The organism is Metasolibacillus meyeri, from assembly GCF_003049505.1.
GTDB classification, from domain to species: domain Bacteria; phylum Bacillota; class Bacilli; order Bacillales_A; family Planococcaceae; genus Metasolibacillus; species Metasolibacillus meyeri.
Map to the genome: position 1 here is coordinate 1 of NZ_PYWN01000142.1, position 17,003 is coordinate 17,003.

General features: G+C 39.9%; 19 protein-coding genes. 2 read left to right on the forward strand and 17 right to left on the reverse strand.

Going from position 1 to position 17,003, the window contains the following annotated elements; translation table 11 throughout:
* Positions 1–220: 220 nt before the first annotated feature.
* The 3 genes from abc-f (C9J34_RS17685) to C9J34_RS22095 all read right to left on the reverse strand — a co-directional run bounded on the left by abc-f (C9J34_RS17685) (position 221) and on the right by C9J34_RS22095 (position 3,810).
* Positions 221–1,675, reverse strand: a complete 1,455-nt coding sequence (abc-f, locus tag C9J34_RS17685) for a ribosomal protection-like ABC-F family protein (RefSeq protein WP_107841503.1) — start codon at positions 1,673–1,675, stop codon at positions 221–223.
* A 113-nt stretch (positions 1,676–1,788) separates the two neighbouring features.
* Positions 1,789–3,567, reverse strand: coding sequence for a ribosomal protection-like ABC-F family protein (gene abc-f, locus C9J34_RS17690; protein ID WP_107841504.1), 1,779 nt, complete (start codon positions 3,565–3,567; stop codon positions 1,789–1,791).
* A 102-nt stretch (positions 3,568–3,669) separates the two neighbouring features.
* Positions 3,670–3,810 carry an RAxF-45 family protein gene (locus C9J34_RS22095; protein ID WP_193769067.1) on the reverse strand — a complete coding sequence of 47 codons (141 nt, stop codon included), beginning with the start codon at positions 3,808–3,810 and terminating at the stop codon, positions 3,670–3,672.
* A gap of 294 nt (positions 3,811–4,104) precedes the next feature.
* Between C9J34_RS22095 and C9J34_RS17695 the strand changes: the two genes are divergently transcribed.
* A complete protein-coding gene (locus C9J34_RS17695; RefSeq protein WP_107841505.1) occupies positions 4,105–4,497 on the forward strand; it encodes a RidA family protein in 393 nt (130 codons plus the stop codon).
* 41 nt (positions 4,498–4,538) lie between these two features.
* Here C9J34_RS17695 and panD read toward each other — a convergent pair whose 3' ends face one another.
* The 9 genes from panD to C9J34_RS17740 form a co-directional block, all read right to left on the reverse strand.
* Positions 4,539–4,922, reverse strand: coding sequence for an aspartate 1-decarboxylase (gene panD, locus C9J34_RS17700; RefSeq protein ID WP_107841506.1), 384 nt, complete (start codon positions 4,920–4,922; stop codon positions 4,539–4,541).
* A gap of 4 nt (positions 4,923–4,926) precedes the next feature.
* Complete coding sequence (gene panC / locus C9J34_RS17705; RefSeq protein ID WP_107841507.1) at positions 4,927–5,778, reverse strand: pantoate--beta-alanine ligase; 852 nt, start codon at positions 5,776–5,778, stop codon at positions 4,927–4,929.
* Positions 5,779–6,615 carry a 3-methyl-2-oxobutanoate hydroxymethyltransferase gene (gene panB, locus C9J34_RS17710; RefSeq protein WP_107841508.1) on the reverse strand — a complete coding sequence of 279 codons (837 nt, stop codon included), beginning with the start codon at positions 6,613–6,615 and terminating at the stop codon, positions 5,779–5,781.
* An 826-nt stretch (positions 6,616–7,441) separates the two neighbouring features.
* The gene (locus C9J34_RS17715) at positions 7,442–8,422 is read right to left on the reverse strand and encodes a biotin--[acetyl-CoA-carboxylase] ligase (RefSeq protein ID WP_107841509.1); all 981 of its coding nucleotides are present in this window, start codon (positions 8,420–8,422) and stop codon (positions 7,442–7,444) included.
* Positions 8,403–9,557: a CCA tRNA nucleotidyltransferase gene (locus C9J34_RS17720; RefSeq protein ID WP_107841510.1), complete on the reverse strand. Its 1,155-nt coding sequence runs from the start codon at positions 9,555–9,557 to the stop codon at positions 8,403–8,405. The genes C9J34_RS17715 and C9J34_RS17720 overlap by 20 nt, the downstream gene beginning before the upstream one ends.
* Positions 9,554–10,690, reverse strand: a complete 1,137-nt coding sequence (gene bshA / locus C9J34_RS17725; protein WP_107841511.1) for an N-acetyl-alpha-D-glucosaminyl L-malate synthase BshA — start codon at positions 10,688–10,690, stop codon at positions 9,554–9,556. Before bshA ends, C9J34_RS17720 begins: the two co-directional genes overlap by 4 nt.
* A gap of 24 nt (positions 10,691–10,714) precedes the next feature.
* Positions 10,715–11,119: a methylglyoxal synthase gene (mgsA, locus tag C9J34_RS17730; RefSeq protein ID WP_107841512.1), complete on the reverse strand. Its 405-nt coding sequence runs from the start codon at positions 11,117–11,119 to the stop codon at positions 10,715–10,717.
* Between the two features lie 17 nt (positions 11,120–11,136).
* A complete protein-coding gene (dapB, locus tag C9J34_RS17735; protein ID WP_107841513.1) occupies positions 11,137–11,931 on the reverse strand; it encodes a 4-hydroxy-tetrahydrodipicolinate reductase in 795 nt (264 codons plus the stop codon).
* Positions 11,928–12,266, reverse strand: coding sequence for a nucleotide pyrophosphohydrolase (locus C9J34_RS17740; RefSeq protein WP_107841514.1), 339 nt, complete (start codon positions 12,264–12,266; stop codon positions 11,928–11,930). The genes dapB and C9J34_RS17740 overlap by 4 nt, the downstream gene beginning before the upstream one ends.
* Positions 12,267–12,407: 141 nt before the next feature.
* Here C9J34_RS17740 and C9J34_RS17745 point away from each other — a divergent pair, with 141 nt between their 5' ends.
* Entirely contained in the window at positions 12,408–13,274 is an 867-nt protein-coding gene (locus C9J34_RS17745) for a YitT family protein (RefSeq protein WP_107841515.1), read from the forward strand.
* A gap of 82 nt (positions 13,275–13,356) precedes the next feature.
* On the opposite strand, the gene C9J34_RS17750 is transcribed toward C9J34_RS17745, so the two are convergent.
* From C9J34_RS17750 to C9J34_RS17770, 5 genes are read right to left on the reverse strand one after another with little or no spacing between them, the layout of a single operon-like run.
* Positions 13,357–14,037 (reverse strand): zinc metallopeptidase, encoded by a 681-nt coding sequence (locus C9J34_RS17750; RefSeq protein ID WP_107841516.1) that lies wholly within the window; start codon positions 14,035–14,037, stop codon positions 13,357–13,359.
* Positions 14,038–14,092: 55 nt separating this feature from the next.
* A complete protein-coding gene (lhaT, locus tag C9J34_RS17755; protein WP_107841517.1) occupies positions 14,093–14,692 on the reverse strand; it encodes a lipoprotein heptaprenylglyceryl N-acetyltransferase LhaT in 600 nt (199 codons plus the stop codon).
* 60 nt (positions 14,693–14,752) lie between these two features.
* Positions 14,753–15,550, reverse strand: coding sequence for a menaquinol-cytochrome c reductase cytochrome b/c subunit (locus C9J34_RS17760; protein WP_107841518.1), 798 nt, complete (start codon positions 15,548–15,550; stop codon positions 14,753–14,755).
* A 39-nt stretch (positions 15,551–15,589) separates the two neighbouring features.
* The gene (gene qcrB / locus C9J34_RS17765; protein ID WP_107841519.1) at positions 15,590–16,264 is read right to left on the reverse strand and encodes a menaquinol-cytochrome c reductase cytochrome b subunit; all 675 of its coding nucleotides are present in this window, start codon (positions 16,262–16,264) and stop codon (positions 15,590–15,592) included.
* A 24-nt stretch (positions 16,265–16,288) separates the two neighbouring features.
* Positions 16,289–16,792, reverse strand: a complete 504-nt coding sequence (locus C9J34_RS17770) for a QcrA and Rieske domain-containing protein (protein WP_107841520.1) — start codon at positions 16,790–16,792, stop codon at positions 16,289–16,291.
* Positions 16,793–17,003 lie beyond the last annotated feature (211 nt).

The window sequence follows — 17,003 nt, forward strand, 5'->3', positions numbered from 1 at the left end:
TTCACCAATCGGGTTTTTACAGGCTGTTGATTCCCCACTTAACTATTTCGTTTCCACTCACTATTTTGATGTGGGGGTCTTACAGCCTGTTAATACGGGATAAAACTATAATTAACATTCCTTTTGTGACTTTTTCCATATATGCTCCTCATTTCCATTGCTTTTCTATAGTATACACAAAAAAGCGAGAATGGAAAAGGAATTCCATTCTCACTTCTGCTTATTGCAACAGCAATTTCTGTTCCGCCAAATGATAGCGTACTGTTGTTATTTGTTGTAAAAAGGCCTCGTCATGCGAAACAATCAAGACCGTTCCTCGATAGCCTAACATAAATTGCTCCAATGCTTCTAGCAATGTAATATCTAAAAAATTCGTCGGTTCATCAAGCAATAATACATTGTAATCTCCGACAAATAATAAAGCTAACTGCAAGCGCATCGCCTCACCACCGCTTAAATCACAAACGCTTTTTCGTAAATCTGTTTGTGTAAAATGCATAGCAGCTAATACTTTTCGTAAAAAGCCTTCGTCATAAGTTGATTGTGACTTCATAAATTGTAGCAATGTTTGAGATTCCTTGAATTGATAGCTCATTTGCTTGAAATAACCAATTTTCACTTTTGGTGAAGTATCGATACCTGCTGCACCTTCTGCAATTGCTTTCAATAATGTGCTTTTCCCACTTCCATTTGCACCTGTTATCGCGATTTTTTGACCTTGGCGAATTTGGAAGGAAACGCCCTCCAGTAATAGTTTCTCTCCCGCCATTAATGTAAAATCATTCGCTAAAATCGGCACTTTATTATACAGCTCTGAAATCGCCTTCTGTGCAAAGTGAAACGTGCGCTCCGCGTCAGGCTTTTCTATTGCTTGTAGTTGCTGCCCGCGCTCTTCCATCGCCTTTGCGGCTCGGTGCAACGCCTTCTGTCCAGAGGCTTTTGATTTTGTTTCAAACATGCGATTCGGCTTCGCTTTCGCCTCATTACGCGACAAGTTTTTTGCCTGTGCCATCTGCTCAGCTCGCTTCATTTTCTCTGCAGCGGCAGCTTCTAGCCGACCTTTTTCCTTTACATAGGCTTCATGTGCATACTGCTGTTGCTGACGCTCTAATTCCTTTTGCTCTTTATAAGCACTGTAGTTACCTGCATAAACATGTACCGCTCCGTCTCTTACTTCCCAAATCGTGTCGACAATGGCATCCAATAATGTGCGGTCATGGCTGACGATAATCAGCGTTCCATAATAATAGGTTAGCTCATCAATTAAAAATTGAATGCCATCTCTATCTAAATGCGATGTTGGCTCGTCTAATAAATAGCAAGGAGCATATGTTGACAAAAGTTCGGCTAGTTTGCGTCTCGTTTGCTCACCACCACTCAAATGCTCATGCTGCATTTGAATGTTGAGCTTACCTTGCAGCGCATAATCAATAGCATTTGTTACTTGCAAATCAATTTGATCCATATAAAGCGCATCGACAAAGCTTTTGACGTGACCAGACGTTGGAGAAATTTTCCCTGCAAGAAGCTTAAGTAATGTGCTTTTGCCCGCACCATTGTCCCCAACAACGCCAATACGTTCTAACTGATGCACAGCCAAATACGGGATATTTAAAACTTCCTTATCTAAATAATGATGTGTTACTTGTTTTATTTCAAATTGTAATTGTTCCATTTGGCACTACCTCCGAAAAAAGTTCTTTTTCGCATCGATAGTGACTATCGATACGAGCGTTTCATCACTCGTATCGGCTTATAAAAATAATAACCACATGCGGTTTTCACCTCCTATTCCTCTAATAGCCACTGCCCATATAACGCTTCTAGCTGCTGCTCCAATTTTGCACGCTGAATCGTTGCAAGCGTTGGCTCTTTTAGTTTCATTTCTAATTTTTCAATTTGCTCTGAAGTAGAGCGTTGTTTTTTCTTTTTCACTTTCTCACTTGGGACTTTTTCGATTGTTTGATAAGAGCGTTTCCCCTTCGCCCACTCATAATCTCCGTCATACACTGTGAGCTGCTGGTTTTCAATCCATGCTATTTTCATAAATAACTTTTGTAAAAAATAGCGGTCATGTGAGACGGCAATAATCGTCCCTTCAAAGGATTCCAATGTATCCTCTAGCACTTCACGTGATTCAATATCCAAATGATTCGTTGGTTCATCTAGCAACAGTAAATTAATTTCTTCGTGCATAAGCTGTGCAAGGCGTAAACGCATTTTCTCGCCACCACTTAAATTTTTTATTTTTTTGAACACATCATAACCATAAAATAAAAATTGAGCTAAAATATGCCTTGCCTCAGCCTCTGATACGGCTACTGTATCACGAAAGACGTCCACTACGCGCATTTCTGTATCGCTGTAATTAAATTGCTGTGACAAATAGCCAATTTTGACATTGCTACCAAGCTTACAAAGCCCCTGTTGTGGTATTACTTCACCTGTCACCATTTTTAATAAAGTCGATTTGCCACAACCATTCCCACCGACAATTGCCAGCCGATCTTGAAAATAAACTGCTAAATGACTATCGCAAAATAATGGGCGCTCATAGCTATGTGTCATATGTTCAAATGCTACAACTTCTTTGCCACTGCGCTCCGCCATTGCTAAAGATAGATTCATCTTCTTCGTATTGATTGGCTTTTTTACACGCTCCATTCGCGCTAATGCCTTTTCCATGCTTTTCGCGCGGCGATGTAGGCTATCACTCGGAGGGTTCGCCTCATTCGCCCATTGCTTTAAACGTTTAATAGCTTCCTGCATTTTTTTTATTTTTTTCTGTTGCTCCTCATATTGCGCAAATTGCTGCTCGATTTTTTCCTGCTTTTGCTCAGCAAAGGCATCATAGTTGCCATGATAAAGATAGGCTTCTCCATCTTCTATCTCCACAATTTTTTGCGCGACCTGATTCATAAATTGACGGTCATGTGAGACAACAATCACAATGCCTTCAAATTTTCGTACATGCTCCTCAAGCCATTCAATTGCCTGCATATCTAAATGATTTGTCGGTTCATCTAATAACAGGATTGATGGATTTTGCAATAAAATTTGACCTAACATAACCTTTGTTTTTTCGCCACCACTTAATACTTCAAATGGCTGTGTTAAAAATTGATCAATACCTAAGCCATTGGCAATTGCAGCTAGCTGTGAATCAAGCTCATAGCCCCCTTGCTGGATAAACTGCTCCTGCACTTGCCCATACTGCTGTAAAAGCTTCGTGGAAACGTCTCCAGCTTGCATTTGCTGCTCAAGCATCGTCATTTTATCCTTCAAGGCAAAAATAGCTGCGAAAGCCTGCTCTAACACAGCTCTTACCGTATGTGCTGGATAGCTTGGAATTTGATGTAAATAACCAATTGTTGCATCTTTACTTTTAATTATACGTCCAGTATCTGGTGTATCCTCACCAGCTAATAAACCGAGTAACGTCGTTTTGCCACAGCCATTTGGGCCAATGATGGCGATATGCTCTCCTGCATTTACTTCCAATTGTAATCCTGTAAAAATCTCATTGCTTCCGATTGTTTTATTAATTTTCTCTGCTTTAATTTGCATTGTTATTCCTCCAACAACGCGCGGAAAAAGCATTTTGAACGTCAAAAAAAGACTGCACATTAACATGCAGTCTTTTCCTACACTGATTGTGAAAAAGAATGGTTAATCCGCTACGTTTCGTATTTTGATTTGCTTAAAAAAGGGCGCACTTATCCCGTTAGTCGCAAAATCAAAAGTAATTACACGTGCAAAGTACATTGCAGTATCCACTTTTACACCTGTAGTCATAGCGTTTTGAATCATTCTTTTTCACCTCCGTTCAATTTAAATTATTTATAGTCTAGCATATATTTATAGCTTTTGAAAGAAATAATATTAAAAATACTTTCAATTACAACATACTTAATAGTACAATAGTGATATTACTATCATTATTTTATTAAGGAGGGTATCCATATTATGAAGAAAAAAATGTTGCTGTTTTTATCATGCGGATATGGGTATTCAACTGCTGTTTTTTTCTAAAATAGCGTTTAACGGGTGAAGTGTGCCCATTTTTAGAAAATGCAGTAGCAATATAATGATGAGGTGAGCAAAATGAAGAAAATTATGAGAACAAATCCGGCAACAATGCCACAGCCAGTTGGAAATTATACGCACATAACGAAAATTCCAAGAAACGCAGAGCTATTTGTGCTGTCAGGGCAAATTGGTACGGATATAGCAGGACATTTACCTAAAGCATTCAATGCGCAAGTGCGCAATACTTTCCAAAATATTCAGTCAGCTTTACAGGCAGAAAATTTAAATGCGACAAACATTATTAAAGTAAATATTTGGGCGGTCGAACCGATTGATTGGGATTATTTTGACGAGGAATGGGATCTTTTTTTCCCAAAAGAATATCCAGCCATGACGATTGGCTATATTTCAGCACTAGGCTTACCAGAAATTAAAATCGAAATTGAAATTTGGGCAGCAAATTCATAAAACAAGAGGTTTGAGCCTAGGCTCAAACCTCTTTTATTTGTCTACATCACCGTTGCTTCAGGTTCGTAGCTAATCATTTGCTTAATCGTATTGTTGTCGCCCATAATCGCCACAGTTGGCTTATGGTCACGCGCTTCGTTTGCATCTACATAAACGTATGAAATAATAATGACGATATCGCCTCTTTGTACAAGACGTGCTGCTGCACCATTGACACAAATTACGCCACTGCCGCGCTCACCTGCGATAATATAGGTTTCAAAGCGTGCACCATTATTGTTGTTGACGATATGCACTTTTTCGTTTGGCAGCATTCCGACTGCATCTAAAATGTCCTCATCAATTGTAATTGAACCAACATAGTTTAAATCCGCCTGTGTTACTTGTGCACGGTGGATTTTACCATTCATCATCATGCGAAACATTGTTTTATTCCCCTTCTAGTGAAAAAATTAAATTATCAATTAATCTCGTTTTGCCAATATAAACGGCTGTCGCTAGTAAAAATTTCTCTGTTTGCGCTGTAATTGTTGCTAAATCAGGATAACTTAAAAGCTGTAAATAATCAATGCGTCCCGCTGTATTTTCTACAATATGCTTCTCGGCAAGCGCAATGGCTTCCCCTGCATTTTTCGTTTGTAAAAAATGTGCCTTCGCTAAATTTAGCGCCACATAAATAGCCGGTGCTTCTGCACGCTCCTGCGCCGTTAAATAAACATTACGACTCGATTTTGCCAGCCCATCCTCTTCACGAACAATCGGAATCGTTTGTATTTCTAATGGAAAATTAAAATCACGCACCATCGTTTCAATAATCGCCACTTGCTGCGCATCCTTTTGCCCAAAATAAGCGCGTGTTGGCTCTGCTAAATGAAACAGCTTTGCAACGACTTGCACGACGCCGTCAAAATGCCCTGGACGGCTTGCTCCGCATAAAATTGTTGCTTGACGTCCTGCTAATAGCTTAATACCGCCGTCTGCTGGATACATTTCTTCCACGCTTGGCGCAAAAATTAAATCTACATCTGCTGACTGCGCAAGTTCTGTATCACGCGGTAAATCACGTGGATAGGATTCAAAATCTTCGTTCGGCCCAAATTGTGTTGGGTTGACAAATATGCTCATAATGACTACATCATTATTTGCCTTTGCTGTGCGAGCAAGCGTTAAATGTCCATCGTGCAAATAGCCCATCGTTGGGACTAAGCCAATTGACTTTTGCTCTTTTTTCGCTTGCTGGACAAATTGCTTTAATTCAGTAATCGTTGTAACAACTTTCATTTATTTAACGCCTCCGTAAAGCTGGTTCAACTCTTCATCTTTCATCGTAAATTGATGCTGTATGGCAGGAAATGTGCCTGCTTTGACTTCCCGTACATAACTTGTAATACCATGCTCGACTTCATCACCTACATGCGCAAATGCTTTGACGAATTTCGGAATATGATGCTTGCCGTATTGCAATAAATCATGGAATACAAGCACTTGTCCATCTGCTTCCACACCTGCTCCAATACCGATTGTTGGAATCGTTAAAGTTTCTGACACTGCTTCTGTCAATTGATGTGGAATACATTCTAATACAACCGCCGCTGCCCCTGCCTCTTCACAAGCTTTTGCATCTTGAATCAGCTGCTGTGCTTGCTCCGCTGTTTTTCCTTGTACTTTGTAGCCACCAAGCACACCTGCTGATTGTGGCAGTAAGCCTAAATGTGCGACGACAGGAATACCTGCATCCGTTAGCTTTTTGATAACAGGAATGACATCGCCAGCCCCTTCAAGCTTTAATGCATTAGCATTCGTTTCCTGCATCATGCGCACAGCCGTTTTTAATGTGTCGTTTACATCGCCATGATACGTACCAAATGGCATATCCACGACGATAAAGGTATTTGGTGCACCGCGACGTACTGCTTTACCGTGATGAATCATATCCTTCACCGTTACACGCATCGTCGACTCATAACCAAGTACCACCATTCCTAAAGAATCACCAACTAAAATCATATCAACTGCTGCATCCTCCGAAAACTTAGCATTCGGGTAATCGTATGCTGTAATCATCACGATTTTCTCACCTTGCTGCTTCATTTTCAAAAAATCACTCGTTGTCTTCATATGCATCCTCCTTTTTGTATGAGAAGAAAACATCAATTACGCCTCGGCTAACTTTAGTCCAGATTTTTCGAGCAAGCTCTTAGTAGAAGTTAACCTAAAGGCGTTAAGACTTAACTGACCTGCATTCAAAATCCTTGAGAGCCACCAGAGGCTTTATTTTGATTTAGTAAATAGGCTCTTGAATGAAGCATCCTTTTCACCTCTTAATCAAGATGAACGAGCCCTACTGCATCAAAATAAAAAATCCTTCTATCCAAAAATGGACAGAAGGATTGCGTTGAACTCATTGTGAACGCTTTCGTTTTCTCCCGTCCCTGTCTAAATTAGATCAAGGCAGACTTTTATTGTTATTGTGTGTTGCCGGTACAGTTCTATGCAGATACTGTCCTTAGCCATACTATAACAAGTTTTGAGAAAAACGTACAGTACAATGTTTTGACATTTTTCTTTGAATTATGTGGAATTTCCTTAGGGCATTTGCGGATTGATCATGAGTTATAAATGAGTTTCTTTGATTTATTGGCTGTTTCCCCGGATATCTGCGGTTTTCCATGTTTTATCTGCGAATTGCTCAAGATATCTGCGCTTTCCCACGTTTTATCTGCGGATTGCTCAAGATATCTGCGAATTTCTCAGGATATCTGCGTTTCCCACGCTTTATCTGCGAATTTCCCGACATATCTGCGTTTCTCACGCTTTATCTGCGAATTTCCCAACATATCTGCGCTTTCTTATGCTTTATCTGCGAATTTCTCAGGATATCTGCGCTTTCTAACGCTTTATCTGCGGTTTTCCCGATATATCTGCGAATGACACGAAGATTTACCTACTGTACTTCAATATCAGCTGAGTAGACACTTTTGATTTCGCCTGTAGCTGTGCGGATTTCTAGTACGCCTACTTCCGTGATGCCGATTGCCTCACCTTCAATGACCTCACGCAATGTCGTTGCGCGTACATGCTTACCAATCGTGCTAGAAGCCTCTTCCCACAATGTTTTAATTGGTGCGAAGCCTTCCTTTACATAAATATCACTAAATTGCTCTAAATAACCGAGGTATTTAGCGACGAATAGCGCACGGTCGATTTTCTCACTCTCTTCAATGGCCATTGATGTCGCAATGTGGTGTAACTCCTCTGGAAAATCACCTTGTTCTTGATTAACGTTAATCCCTGTTCCAATCAACAACGCTTGTATGCGATCAGCCTCTGCCACCATTTCTGTTAAAATGCCTGCGCATTTTTTGCCGTTGATTAAAATATCATTCGGCCATTTAATTGACGGTGTGAAGTTTTGACATACTTCACGCATGGCATGAATAAGTGCTACAGCCGTAACAAGTGTAAATTGTGGTGCTTGATGTGGTAAGATGTTTGGACGAATAATAATCGTCATCCAAACACCTCGCCCTTGTGCCGAATCCCAAGGACGCTGCATACGCCCACGTCCCGCTGTTTGCGTCTCTGCAATAACGACAGTACCATCTGCTGTCCCACTACGAATCAATTCATGTGCGACAATTTGCGTTGAATCTACCTCATCATAATGATGGATTTTATGGCCGTAGCGAGCCGTCGTTAAATGAGTTGCAATTTGCACCTCATCAAGCTTATTTGATTTCGCAAGGAGTCGATAGCCTTTTTTCTTTACAGTATCAAATGTATAGCCATCTTGCTGGAGTGCTTTCATATGTTTCCAAATAGCCGTTCTTGATACAAGTAGCTCATCCGCTAATTGCTGTCCACTGATTGGCTCACCCCCCGCTTCTAAAAAGCGCTGCAATATTTTATCCTTTATAGATGTCATGAAACCATTCCTTTAATTGCTCTTTATTATTTTCTACTTGCTTTGTTAATACAGCAAGTAGGGCTGCATGTAATGCTTCCTTTAACCATGCCCCACCTTTTGTTTGTGCCCATTCCATTAAATCGCGCCCGCTTATAGCGAGCTGTTGTATTGTAGCAATTGGCAACGCTGCTTTTCGAGCAGCAATTTCATGCACTGAAAAAGCAACTGCCTGCCCACGCCATTCAGCAATATGAAAAGCTGCTTCCAACACTTCTAGCTCATAATGAAAATAATCGTGCACTTGCCAGCCTTCTTGCAGCTTACTATAAGCCTCTGCCACTTGCTTAGCAAATACTTTTTCTTTATTGGAACATTTATAATAAGAAAAGAAGGACTCCCGCTCGTTCAATACGTAAAAATATGCCCAGCCTACGAGTGGATTGGTCGTTTGGAAGTTATGCCAATCTTCTGCTATAAATGAACCTTGTAAATACTGGCTCAATGTCGTTTGTTCAAGCATCGCCATCCCCTGTGCAGGAAAACGACTGACCCACATTTTGTTAAACTCCGCATGGACGCGCTCCTTCGCCACATATTGAATTTGCTCGGCTAATGTCTTGATGGCAGACATTGTTTCAAACTCAATTGTAAAGCCGAGCTGTGCGCTAAAGCGAATGGCTCTTATCATGCGTAATGCATCTTCTTGAAAACGTTGCTCTGCATATCCAACTGCTCGAATTACTTTATTTTGAATATCTTCTTGCCCATTATATAAATCAATAATCGTACCAGTACGCGTCATCGCCATTGCATTCATCGTAAAATCACGCCGCGCTAAATCTTCCTTTAACGTGCGGACAAATGTGACTTCATCCGGCCTACGATGATCTGTATAAAGCCCATCTGTTCGATAGGTCGTCACCTCAATTGGCTCACCTTCATCTAGTACGAGCACTGTGCCATGCTCAATGCCAACATCAATCGTGTGCTGAAAAATGGCTTTTACTTCTGCTGGTAAGGCGCTTGTTGCCACATCTACATCATTATTGGGCTTTCCAATAATAAAATCACGCACGACACCGCCTACAAAAGCGGCTTCAAAGCCCGCTTGCTCTATTTTTTCAATTACTCGCTTTGCTGCTTCCCACATCATATTGCTATACCTAACAAACGTGCATATAAGTCTTCATATTGTGCAATAATCTTTTCTGACTGGAATTTCACTTGTGCTGTTTCAATTGCAGCAATACGGAACCGTTGTAGCTTATCGTCGTCTTGTAATAATGACAGCACATAAGCAGCGACTGTCTCCGTATCATGCAATGCAACAAGGTAGCCATTTTTACCATGCTCGATGACTTCTGGAATGCCACCAATCGTCGTACCGATGCCAGGGACACCACATGCCATTGCTTCGAGTAATACTAAACCAAATGATTCTTTTTCAGATAATAATAGCTTCAAATCGCTAATCGCATATAGTTCAGCGATGTTTTCCTGCTTTCCTAAAAATAAAACATCCTCACTATATGGCGAACATTTTACTTGCTCCATTACGCGATGCTTTTCAGGTCCATCTCCGACAAGAATGAGCTTTGCCTCGATTTGCGCACGCACTTTCATAAATGAGTCAATGACATCTGGTAGATTTTTGATTTTCCTGAAGTTTGAAACGTGAATTAACACTTTTTCATGTGGTTGAATACCAAACTGTTCCTTTAAATAATCCGCATTTAATGGCTTAAAAATAGCTTCATCAACAAAATTATAAACCGTTTCAATTGGCTTCGTTGTATCAATTAATTCATACGTTTGCTCTTTTAAGGCATTGGAAACCGTCGTTACAATGTCTGATTGCTCAATGCCGTATTTAATCGCCTGCGTCAAGCCCGAATCCTGTCCTAAAACAGTTATATCCGTTCCATGCAATGTTGTAACAATCTGCACATCTTTTTTGGCCATTGCCTTTGCTAGCACTGCACAAACGGCATGTGGCACGGCATAATGAACATGTAAAATATCTAATTCCTCATTTTGTATAACATCGGCCATTTTACTTGCTAAAGCAATATCGTATGGTGGATATTGAAAAACAGAGTAATTGTTTACTTCTACTTCGTGAAAGAAAATATTTGAATAAATTTTATTTAAACGAAAAGGTACGCTCGATGTAATAAAATGAATTTCATGGCCACGCTCCGCTAGCATCTTCCCAAGCTCTGTTGCGATAACGCCAGAGCCTCCAACCGTCGGATAGCATGTAATACCAATTTTTAGCTTTTTCATTGTACCCCTCCATATCTAACATACTTACTGCCTACGCTCGGCATTTAAGCGCCAATCGACTAAGCCTTTTTGCAAGCCCTTCAATAAAATTTCAGCCGTCCCCATATTCGTCGCAAGTGGAATATGATACACATCACATAAACGCACCAAGGCTGTCACATCTGGCTCATGCGGCTGTGCTGTTAACGGATCACGGAAGAAAAACACCATATCCATATCATTATTTGCAATCATCGAACCAATCTGCTGGTCGCCTCCTAAAGGACCTGAGCGAAAGCGTGTAATGGTTAAGCCTGTCGCCTCTTGTACGCGTGACCCTGTTGTTCCTGTAGCATACAAATCATGCTGTGCTAATATATCTTGATAGGCAGTTGCAAATTGAACTAAATCATCCTTTTTTCGGTCATGCGCGATTAATGCAATTTTCATCAAATGTCAGCCCATTTCTATAATATATTTTCAAGCCCATATACGAGATGCTCAATACCTACTACCGTTTCAACACAGAACACGATGCCATTCATAAATGACTCACGGTTTAATGAATCATGACGAATCGTTAACAGTTGCCCTTCTCCACCAAATAATACTTGCTGGTGTGCAACAAGTCCTGGCAAACGTACAGAGTGGATGCGCATACCATCAAAATCGCCGCCACGCGAGCCGGCAATCGTTTCATGTTCATCTGGATGCCCTTGTACTTTCGCTTGGCGTACTTCCGCAATCATTTGTGCTGTTTTCACACCTGTACCACTTGGCGCATCCAACTTTTTATCATGATGCATTTCAATAATTTCTACATCATCGAAATATTTGGCTGCTTCTTTCGCAAACTTCATCATTAATACGGCACCTAATGCAAAATTCGGTGCGATAATACAGCCGACCTTTTGCTCCTGTGCAAGCTGTGTTAGTTCATCTAATTGCTCATCTGTAAAACCTGTCGTCCCAATAACAGGACGTACTTTATGTAATAACGCTTGCTTCGTATGCTCATACACAGACTGTGGGTTCGTTAAGTCAATTAAAACATCTGGCTTCGTCTGCGCAACTAGCTCCTCAAAACTTGTGAAAATGGGCACTTGATAATCGCTAGGAAATAGCTCTAGCTCACCCAATGTTGCCCCAACTTCCTTATAATCAAGTGCGGCAACTAGCTCCAAGCCGTTACGCTTCATCATTGTTTGCACAGCCGCTATCCCCATTTTCCCACGCGCACCTGCAATTGCTACTTTAATCATTTTTGCTCGTCCTTTCTCGTCCAGCGATCTTTATCGCGCGTTTCAAATTTATGAAGAACGCGTAAAAGTGCCTCATCTAGCTTGATTCCTTGTGCATTAGCAAAGCATACAAGAACGAAGAAAAAGTCTCCAAGCTCTTCTTCAATACTGCCTTTATCTTCCGTCGCCTTTTTCTTTTTCTGCCCATACACATCCTGTACTTCGCGCGATAGCTCACCTAACTCTTCCGTCAATCGTGCCAATAGCTCAAAAGGAGGGAAATAGCCTTCCTTGAATTGCCCGATATAATCATCAACGCGTTGTTGTAATTGTTGCATTGTTATTTCTGTTGTCATCGTATCACTCCTTACTCTTTAATTTATAGATTTCACTTCGTATTGTCAAAACATCAAAAATGAAACATAATAAAAGCTATGCAGAAAATGCAAATTTTTGCGCATAAAGTAGAAAATTCGCGCATGTAACGGAGGAACAAGATGAAAGGCATCAAGATTCGAAACATTATTGGGATTATGATAGGAACCGCCCTGTTTAGCTTTGGTTTTGTCCATTTTAATATGCAAAACCAATTAGGTGAAGGCGGTTTTAGCGGTATTACACTTATTTTATATTTCACATTAAATTGGGATCCCGCTTTATTAAACTTACTACTAAACATACCTATGTTTATCATCGGCTGGCGTTTACTTGGGAAAAAGTCTTTAATTTATACGCTAGTTGGGACTGTATCTGTTTCATTGTTTTTAAAGCTTTTCCAAATATACGAATTTCAAATGAACTTGCAAGATGATTTATTACTCGTTTCACTTTTTGCTGGGGTATTTGTTGGCTTAGGATTAGGGATTGTCTTTCGCTATGGGGGAACGACAGGCGGTGTCGACATTGCCGCAAGGCTTGTTAATAAATACTTAGGTTGGTCTATGGGTAAAACCATGTTCGCCTTTGACGCAGTCGTTATTTTATTATCATGGCTAACATTTTTAGATGCTCGCTCCATGATGTATACGCTTGTTGCCGTATATGTCGGTGGACGCGTTATTGATTTTGTACAGGATGGTGCCTATTCTGCCAAAGGAGCTATTATTATTTCTCCTCAGACAGATGCCATTGCAGCGATTATTGCAGAAAAAATGGAGCGCGGTGTCACATTTATTAATGGACATGGCTACTTTACAAAAGAACAGAAAGATGTGATTTATTGCGTTGTAGGGCGCAATGAAATCGTTCGTTTGAAATCCATTATTCATGAAGTTGATCCACACGCATTCGTCTCCATTTTAGATGTGCGCGACGTTGCTGGTGAAGGCTTTACACTGGATGATAAAAAACAGCCACTACATTAAAAAGTCCCTCCAACAAGTCAGCAGCAACTTTAGCTGATTCATAAAAAAAATGTAGGTGCATTTTTCGCACCTACATTTTTTATTAGTCATCTGAACGCATACCTACATAAATTAAAGCTAAACGTAATAGCTCTAACACGGCTACAGCCGCAGCTGCTACATATGTCATTGCTGCTGCATTTAAAACTTTTTTTGCAGAGCGCTCTTCATTATTGCCGATAATACCAAGTGAAACAACTTCATTCATCGCTCGCTTCGATGCATCAAACTCTACTGGCAATGTAACAATTTGGAATACAACACCAGCAGCTAAAAGGGCAATCCCTAATAATAGGAAACCAGATTGTTGTGCAAAAATACCGATTAATACAAATATCCAAGAAGCATTTGATGAAATATTTGCTACTGGTACTAGTTTTGCACGCAACGTTAAAAATGAATATGCTTCTTTATGTTGAATCGCGTGACCTACTTCATGTGCTGCAACCGCTGTACCTGCAATTGATGTATTGTAGTAATTATCCTCAGATAATGCTACTGTTTTCGTTGCTGGATTATAATGGTCAGATAAAACGCCTTGCGTTGGTACAACACGAACATCAGTCAAACCATGCTGATCTAAAATCATACGTGCTACTTGAGCACCAGTCATCCCTTTAGCAGCGGGTACTTTCGCAAACTTTTTATAGGTGCTTTTTACTTTCATTTGTGCGTAAATTGGTAAAATTAACACAATCGCGAAATAAATAATATACATTGTCATATTTTTTGCTCTCTTCCCCTCTATCTTTATTTCCACATACTATTTTAATGAGTTTTCACAGTTCATGCAAACAATTACCCCTTCTATATACAAAGTAAGCAATTATAATGCAAGCAATGGATAACCAAAATGTAAAATAGCCAATTTGACTAGCAAATTGATCTATAATCCCATAATAAGGCATTTGTCCAAATACGTAATCGATCACATCATTGTGCAATGTCCAAATAGCTGCTACGGCAATATGCCAAAAATGGAAGCGATATTTTGGTATATAAAGAACTGCCTGCACTGCCATCATAAAATGAGAAAATACAAGCATCCAGCCTACCTCACCAATATAGCCTGTTTCAACGAGCGTTAATAAATTCATCACAACAGCCCAAAGTCCATATTTAATTAAAGTAATGAGCGCTAATACTTCCATCAATTTGAAATGTTTTCCTAATAACCACCCGATAATAGCAAAACAGAAAAATAAACTAGCAGTTGGACTATCAGGAACAAAAATATAAAAGATTGGTTCCGTTGTTGATAGCTGATAACCATACCAATAATAGCCGTAAATTGTACCTAGAATATTAATAATTAACAATAAAATTAAAAATACTTTATTTGTAAGTATATGCCAACATTGAAAAAACAGTTGCTGCATATGAAGCCCCTTTCTTATTATTGAAAAAAAGAGAGTCAGCATTCTGACTCTCTTTTTGAATTACTTCTCTTCTTTTAAGCTAGCAATGAATTCTGCTAACACTTGAAGTTCTTCCTCTGTTCCATCAAATAAGCCACCTGGCATACCGCCACGACCATTTGCGATTACATCGTGAACTTCCTCAGCAGTTAGTTCATTACCTAATAACATTGGTGCACCTGTGCCACCTGCTAAATCATCGCCGTGACAACCGATACAAGATGCTTGTGAAACGTAAATTTCATAACCTGGAGAGCTTTCATCAATCTCTATATCAGGTAACAAGCCTAAATGTTTATCTGTAATTACACCTTGAGCTTTAGCAGCTTCCCAGTCATGGTTAGCAACAGATTCCCATGTTAAATAAATCATTGACGCAACAGCTAATAACATGAATGCTGTTGGTAATGGACGTTTAGATGGACGACGCTCTGGCGTTGTATCCAAGAATGGTACAAGCGCTAAAGCACCGAATGCTAAACCTGGAATAATAATAGCTCCAATCACATTGTATGGACCTGAAGCGTATGTGTATTTTAATAATTGGTACATAAATAAGAAGTACCAGTCCGGTAACGGAATATAAGAAGCGTTAGTTGGATCTGCCGGACCTTCAAGTGGTGAAGGGTGAGCGACAGTTAATAATAGGTAACCGATTAAGAATACAGCACCTACCATCCATTCTTTTAATAAGAAATCCGGCCAGAAAGCTTCTGTTTTCCCTGGATACTCGGAATAATCTTTAGGCTTGTTCGGCATACGATGATTCGCTTTAATACGTGAATCGCCGACGAACTTCATACCTTTTCCGCGTTGCATAGTGTCCCCTCCTTAAAAAGTCATTCAAACATTGTTAAATCAAAGTGGTCCTGAAATACCTTGACGACGAATCATGATAAAGTGTGCTGCAAGTAAAGCAAATAATGCAGCAGGTAAGAAGAATACATGAATCGCGAAGAAACGTGTTAACGTTTGTGCACCTAGAATTTCAGCATCACCTGCTAATAAAACTTTAATCATATCACCAATAAATGGTACAGATGCTGCGATTTCAATCCCTACTTTTGTTGCAAACAATGCTTTCATGTCCCAAGGAAGTAAATAACCTGTGAAACCTAACCCAAGCATTACACCAAAAATACCTACACCAACAATCCAGTTTAATTCACGAGGCTTTTTATAAGAACCTGTGAAGAATACACGAAGCGTATGTAAGAACATCATTACGATAACTAATGAAGCTCCCCAGTGGTGCATACCACGAACGATTTCACCAAACGCTACTTCGTTTTGTAAATAATAAACTGATTTCCAAGCATTTTCTACGTCCGGTACATAGTACATTGTTAAGAACATACCAGATAAAACCTGAATTACTGTGATGAAGAATGTTAATCCACCGAAACAGTAAACAAATGCTGAAAAGTGATGGGCAGGGTTTACGTGCTCTGGCACTTCATGGTCGGCAATATCACGCCAAATAGGTGTAATATCTAAGCGCTCATCGACCCAATCATAAATTTTGTTTAGCACTTATAACGTACCCCCTCTAACTAATTAACTGAAAGTATTTGAAATCTTTTTCCCAAGCATTAAAAAGCCATCTTTTTCTGCCACTTCATATTGGTCTAATGGGCCAAGAGGTGGTGTACCTGCTACGTTTTGACCATTTTTCTCATAACGGCCAGCGTGACAAGCACAATAGAATTGGTCTGGGTGCGCTGAATCACTAGCCCAGTTAACTGTACAACCTAAATGTTTACATACAGGCGATAAGGCAACAATTTCATCACCGCTTTTATACACCCATGCTGCATCTGTAACATCAGATTTATACCATGCGTCAACTTGCTCGAATGTAAAGCTTACATTAACAGGCTCTTCTGTAATATCAGCAATTTTTTGGCTCGTTAAAATAAAGTCACCATCTGCTTTTGTTTGTAATACCGGATCAATTGCAAAACGTACCATCGGCATTAACATGCCCGCCGCCATAAATCCACCAACACCCGTTAAAGTGTAGTTTAAAAACTGACGTCGCGTTACTCGATTTTTACTCACTCTTTTCCCCCCTCTAACTAAAAGGTCAATACTTTTACAAATAGTAATACTAGGACATATCTATGATATATCAATAAAATAAGTTGGTCAATACAGCATTCGGTCAATTTCGACAGTTTGTGAACATTCCATGAAGTGAATGGAATTATTTAGAAATAACATTTCTAATGCCACGTTTCGGTACATGAAGTATTATTTCGCACAGAAACCA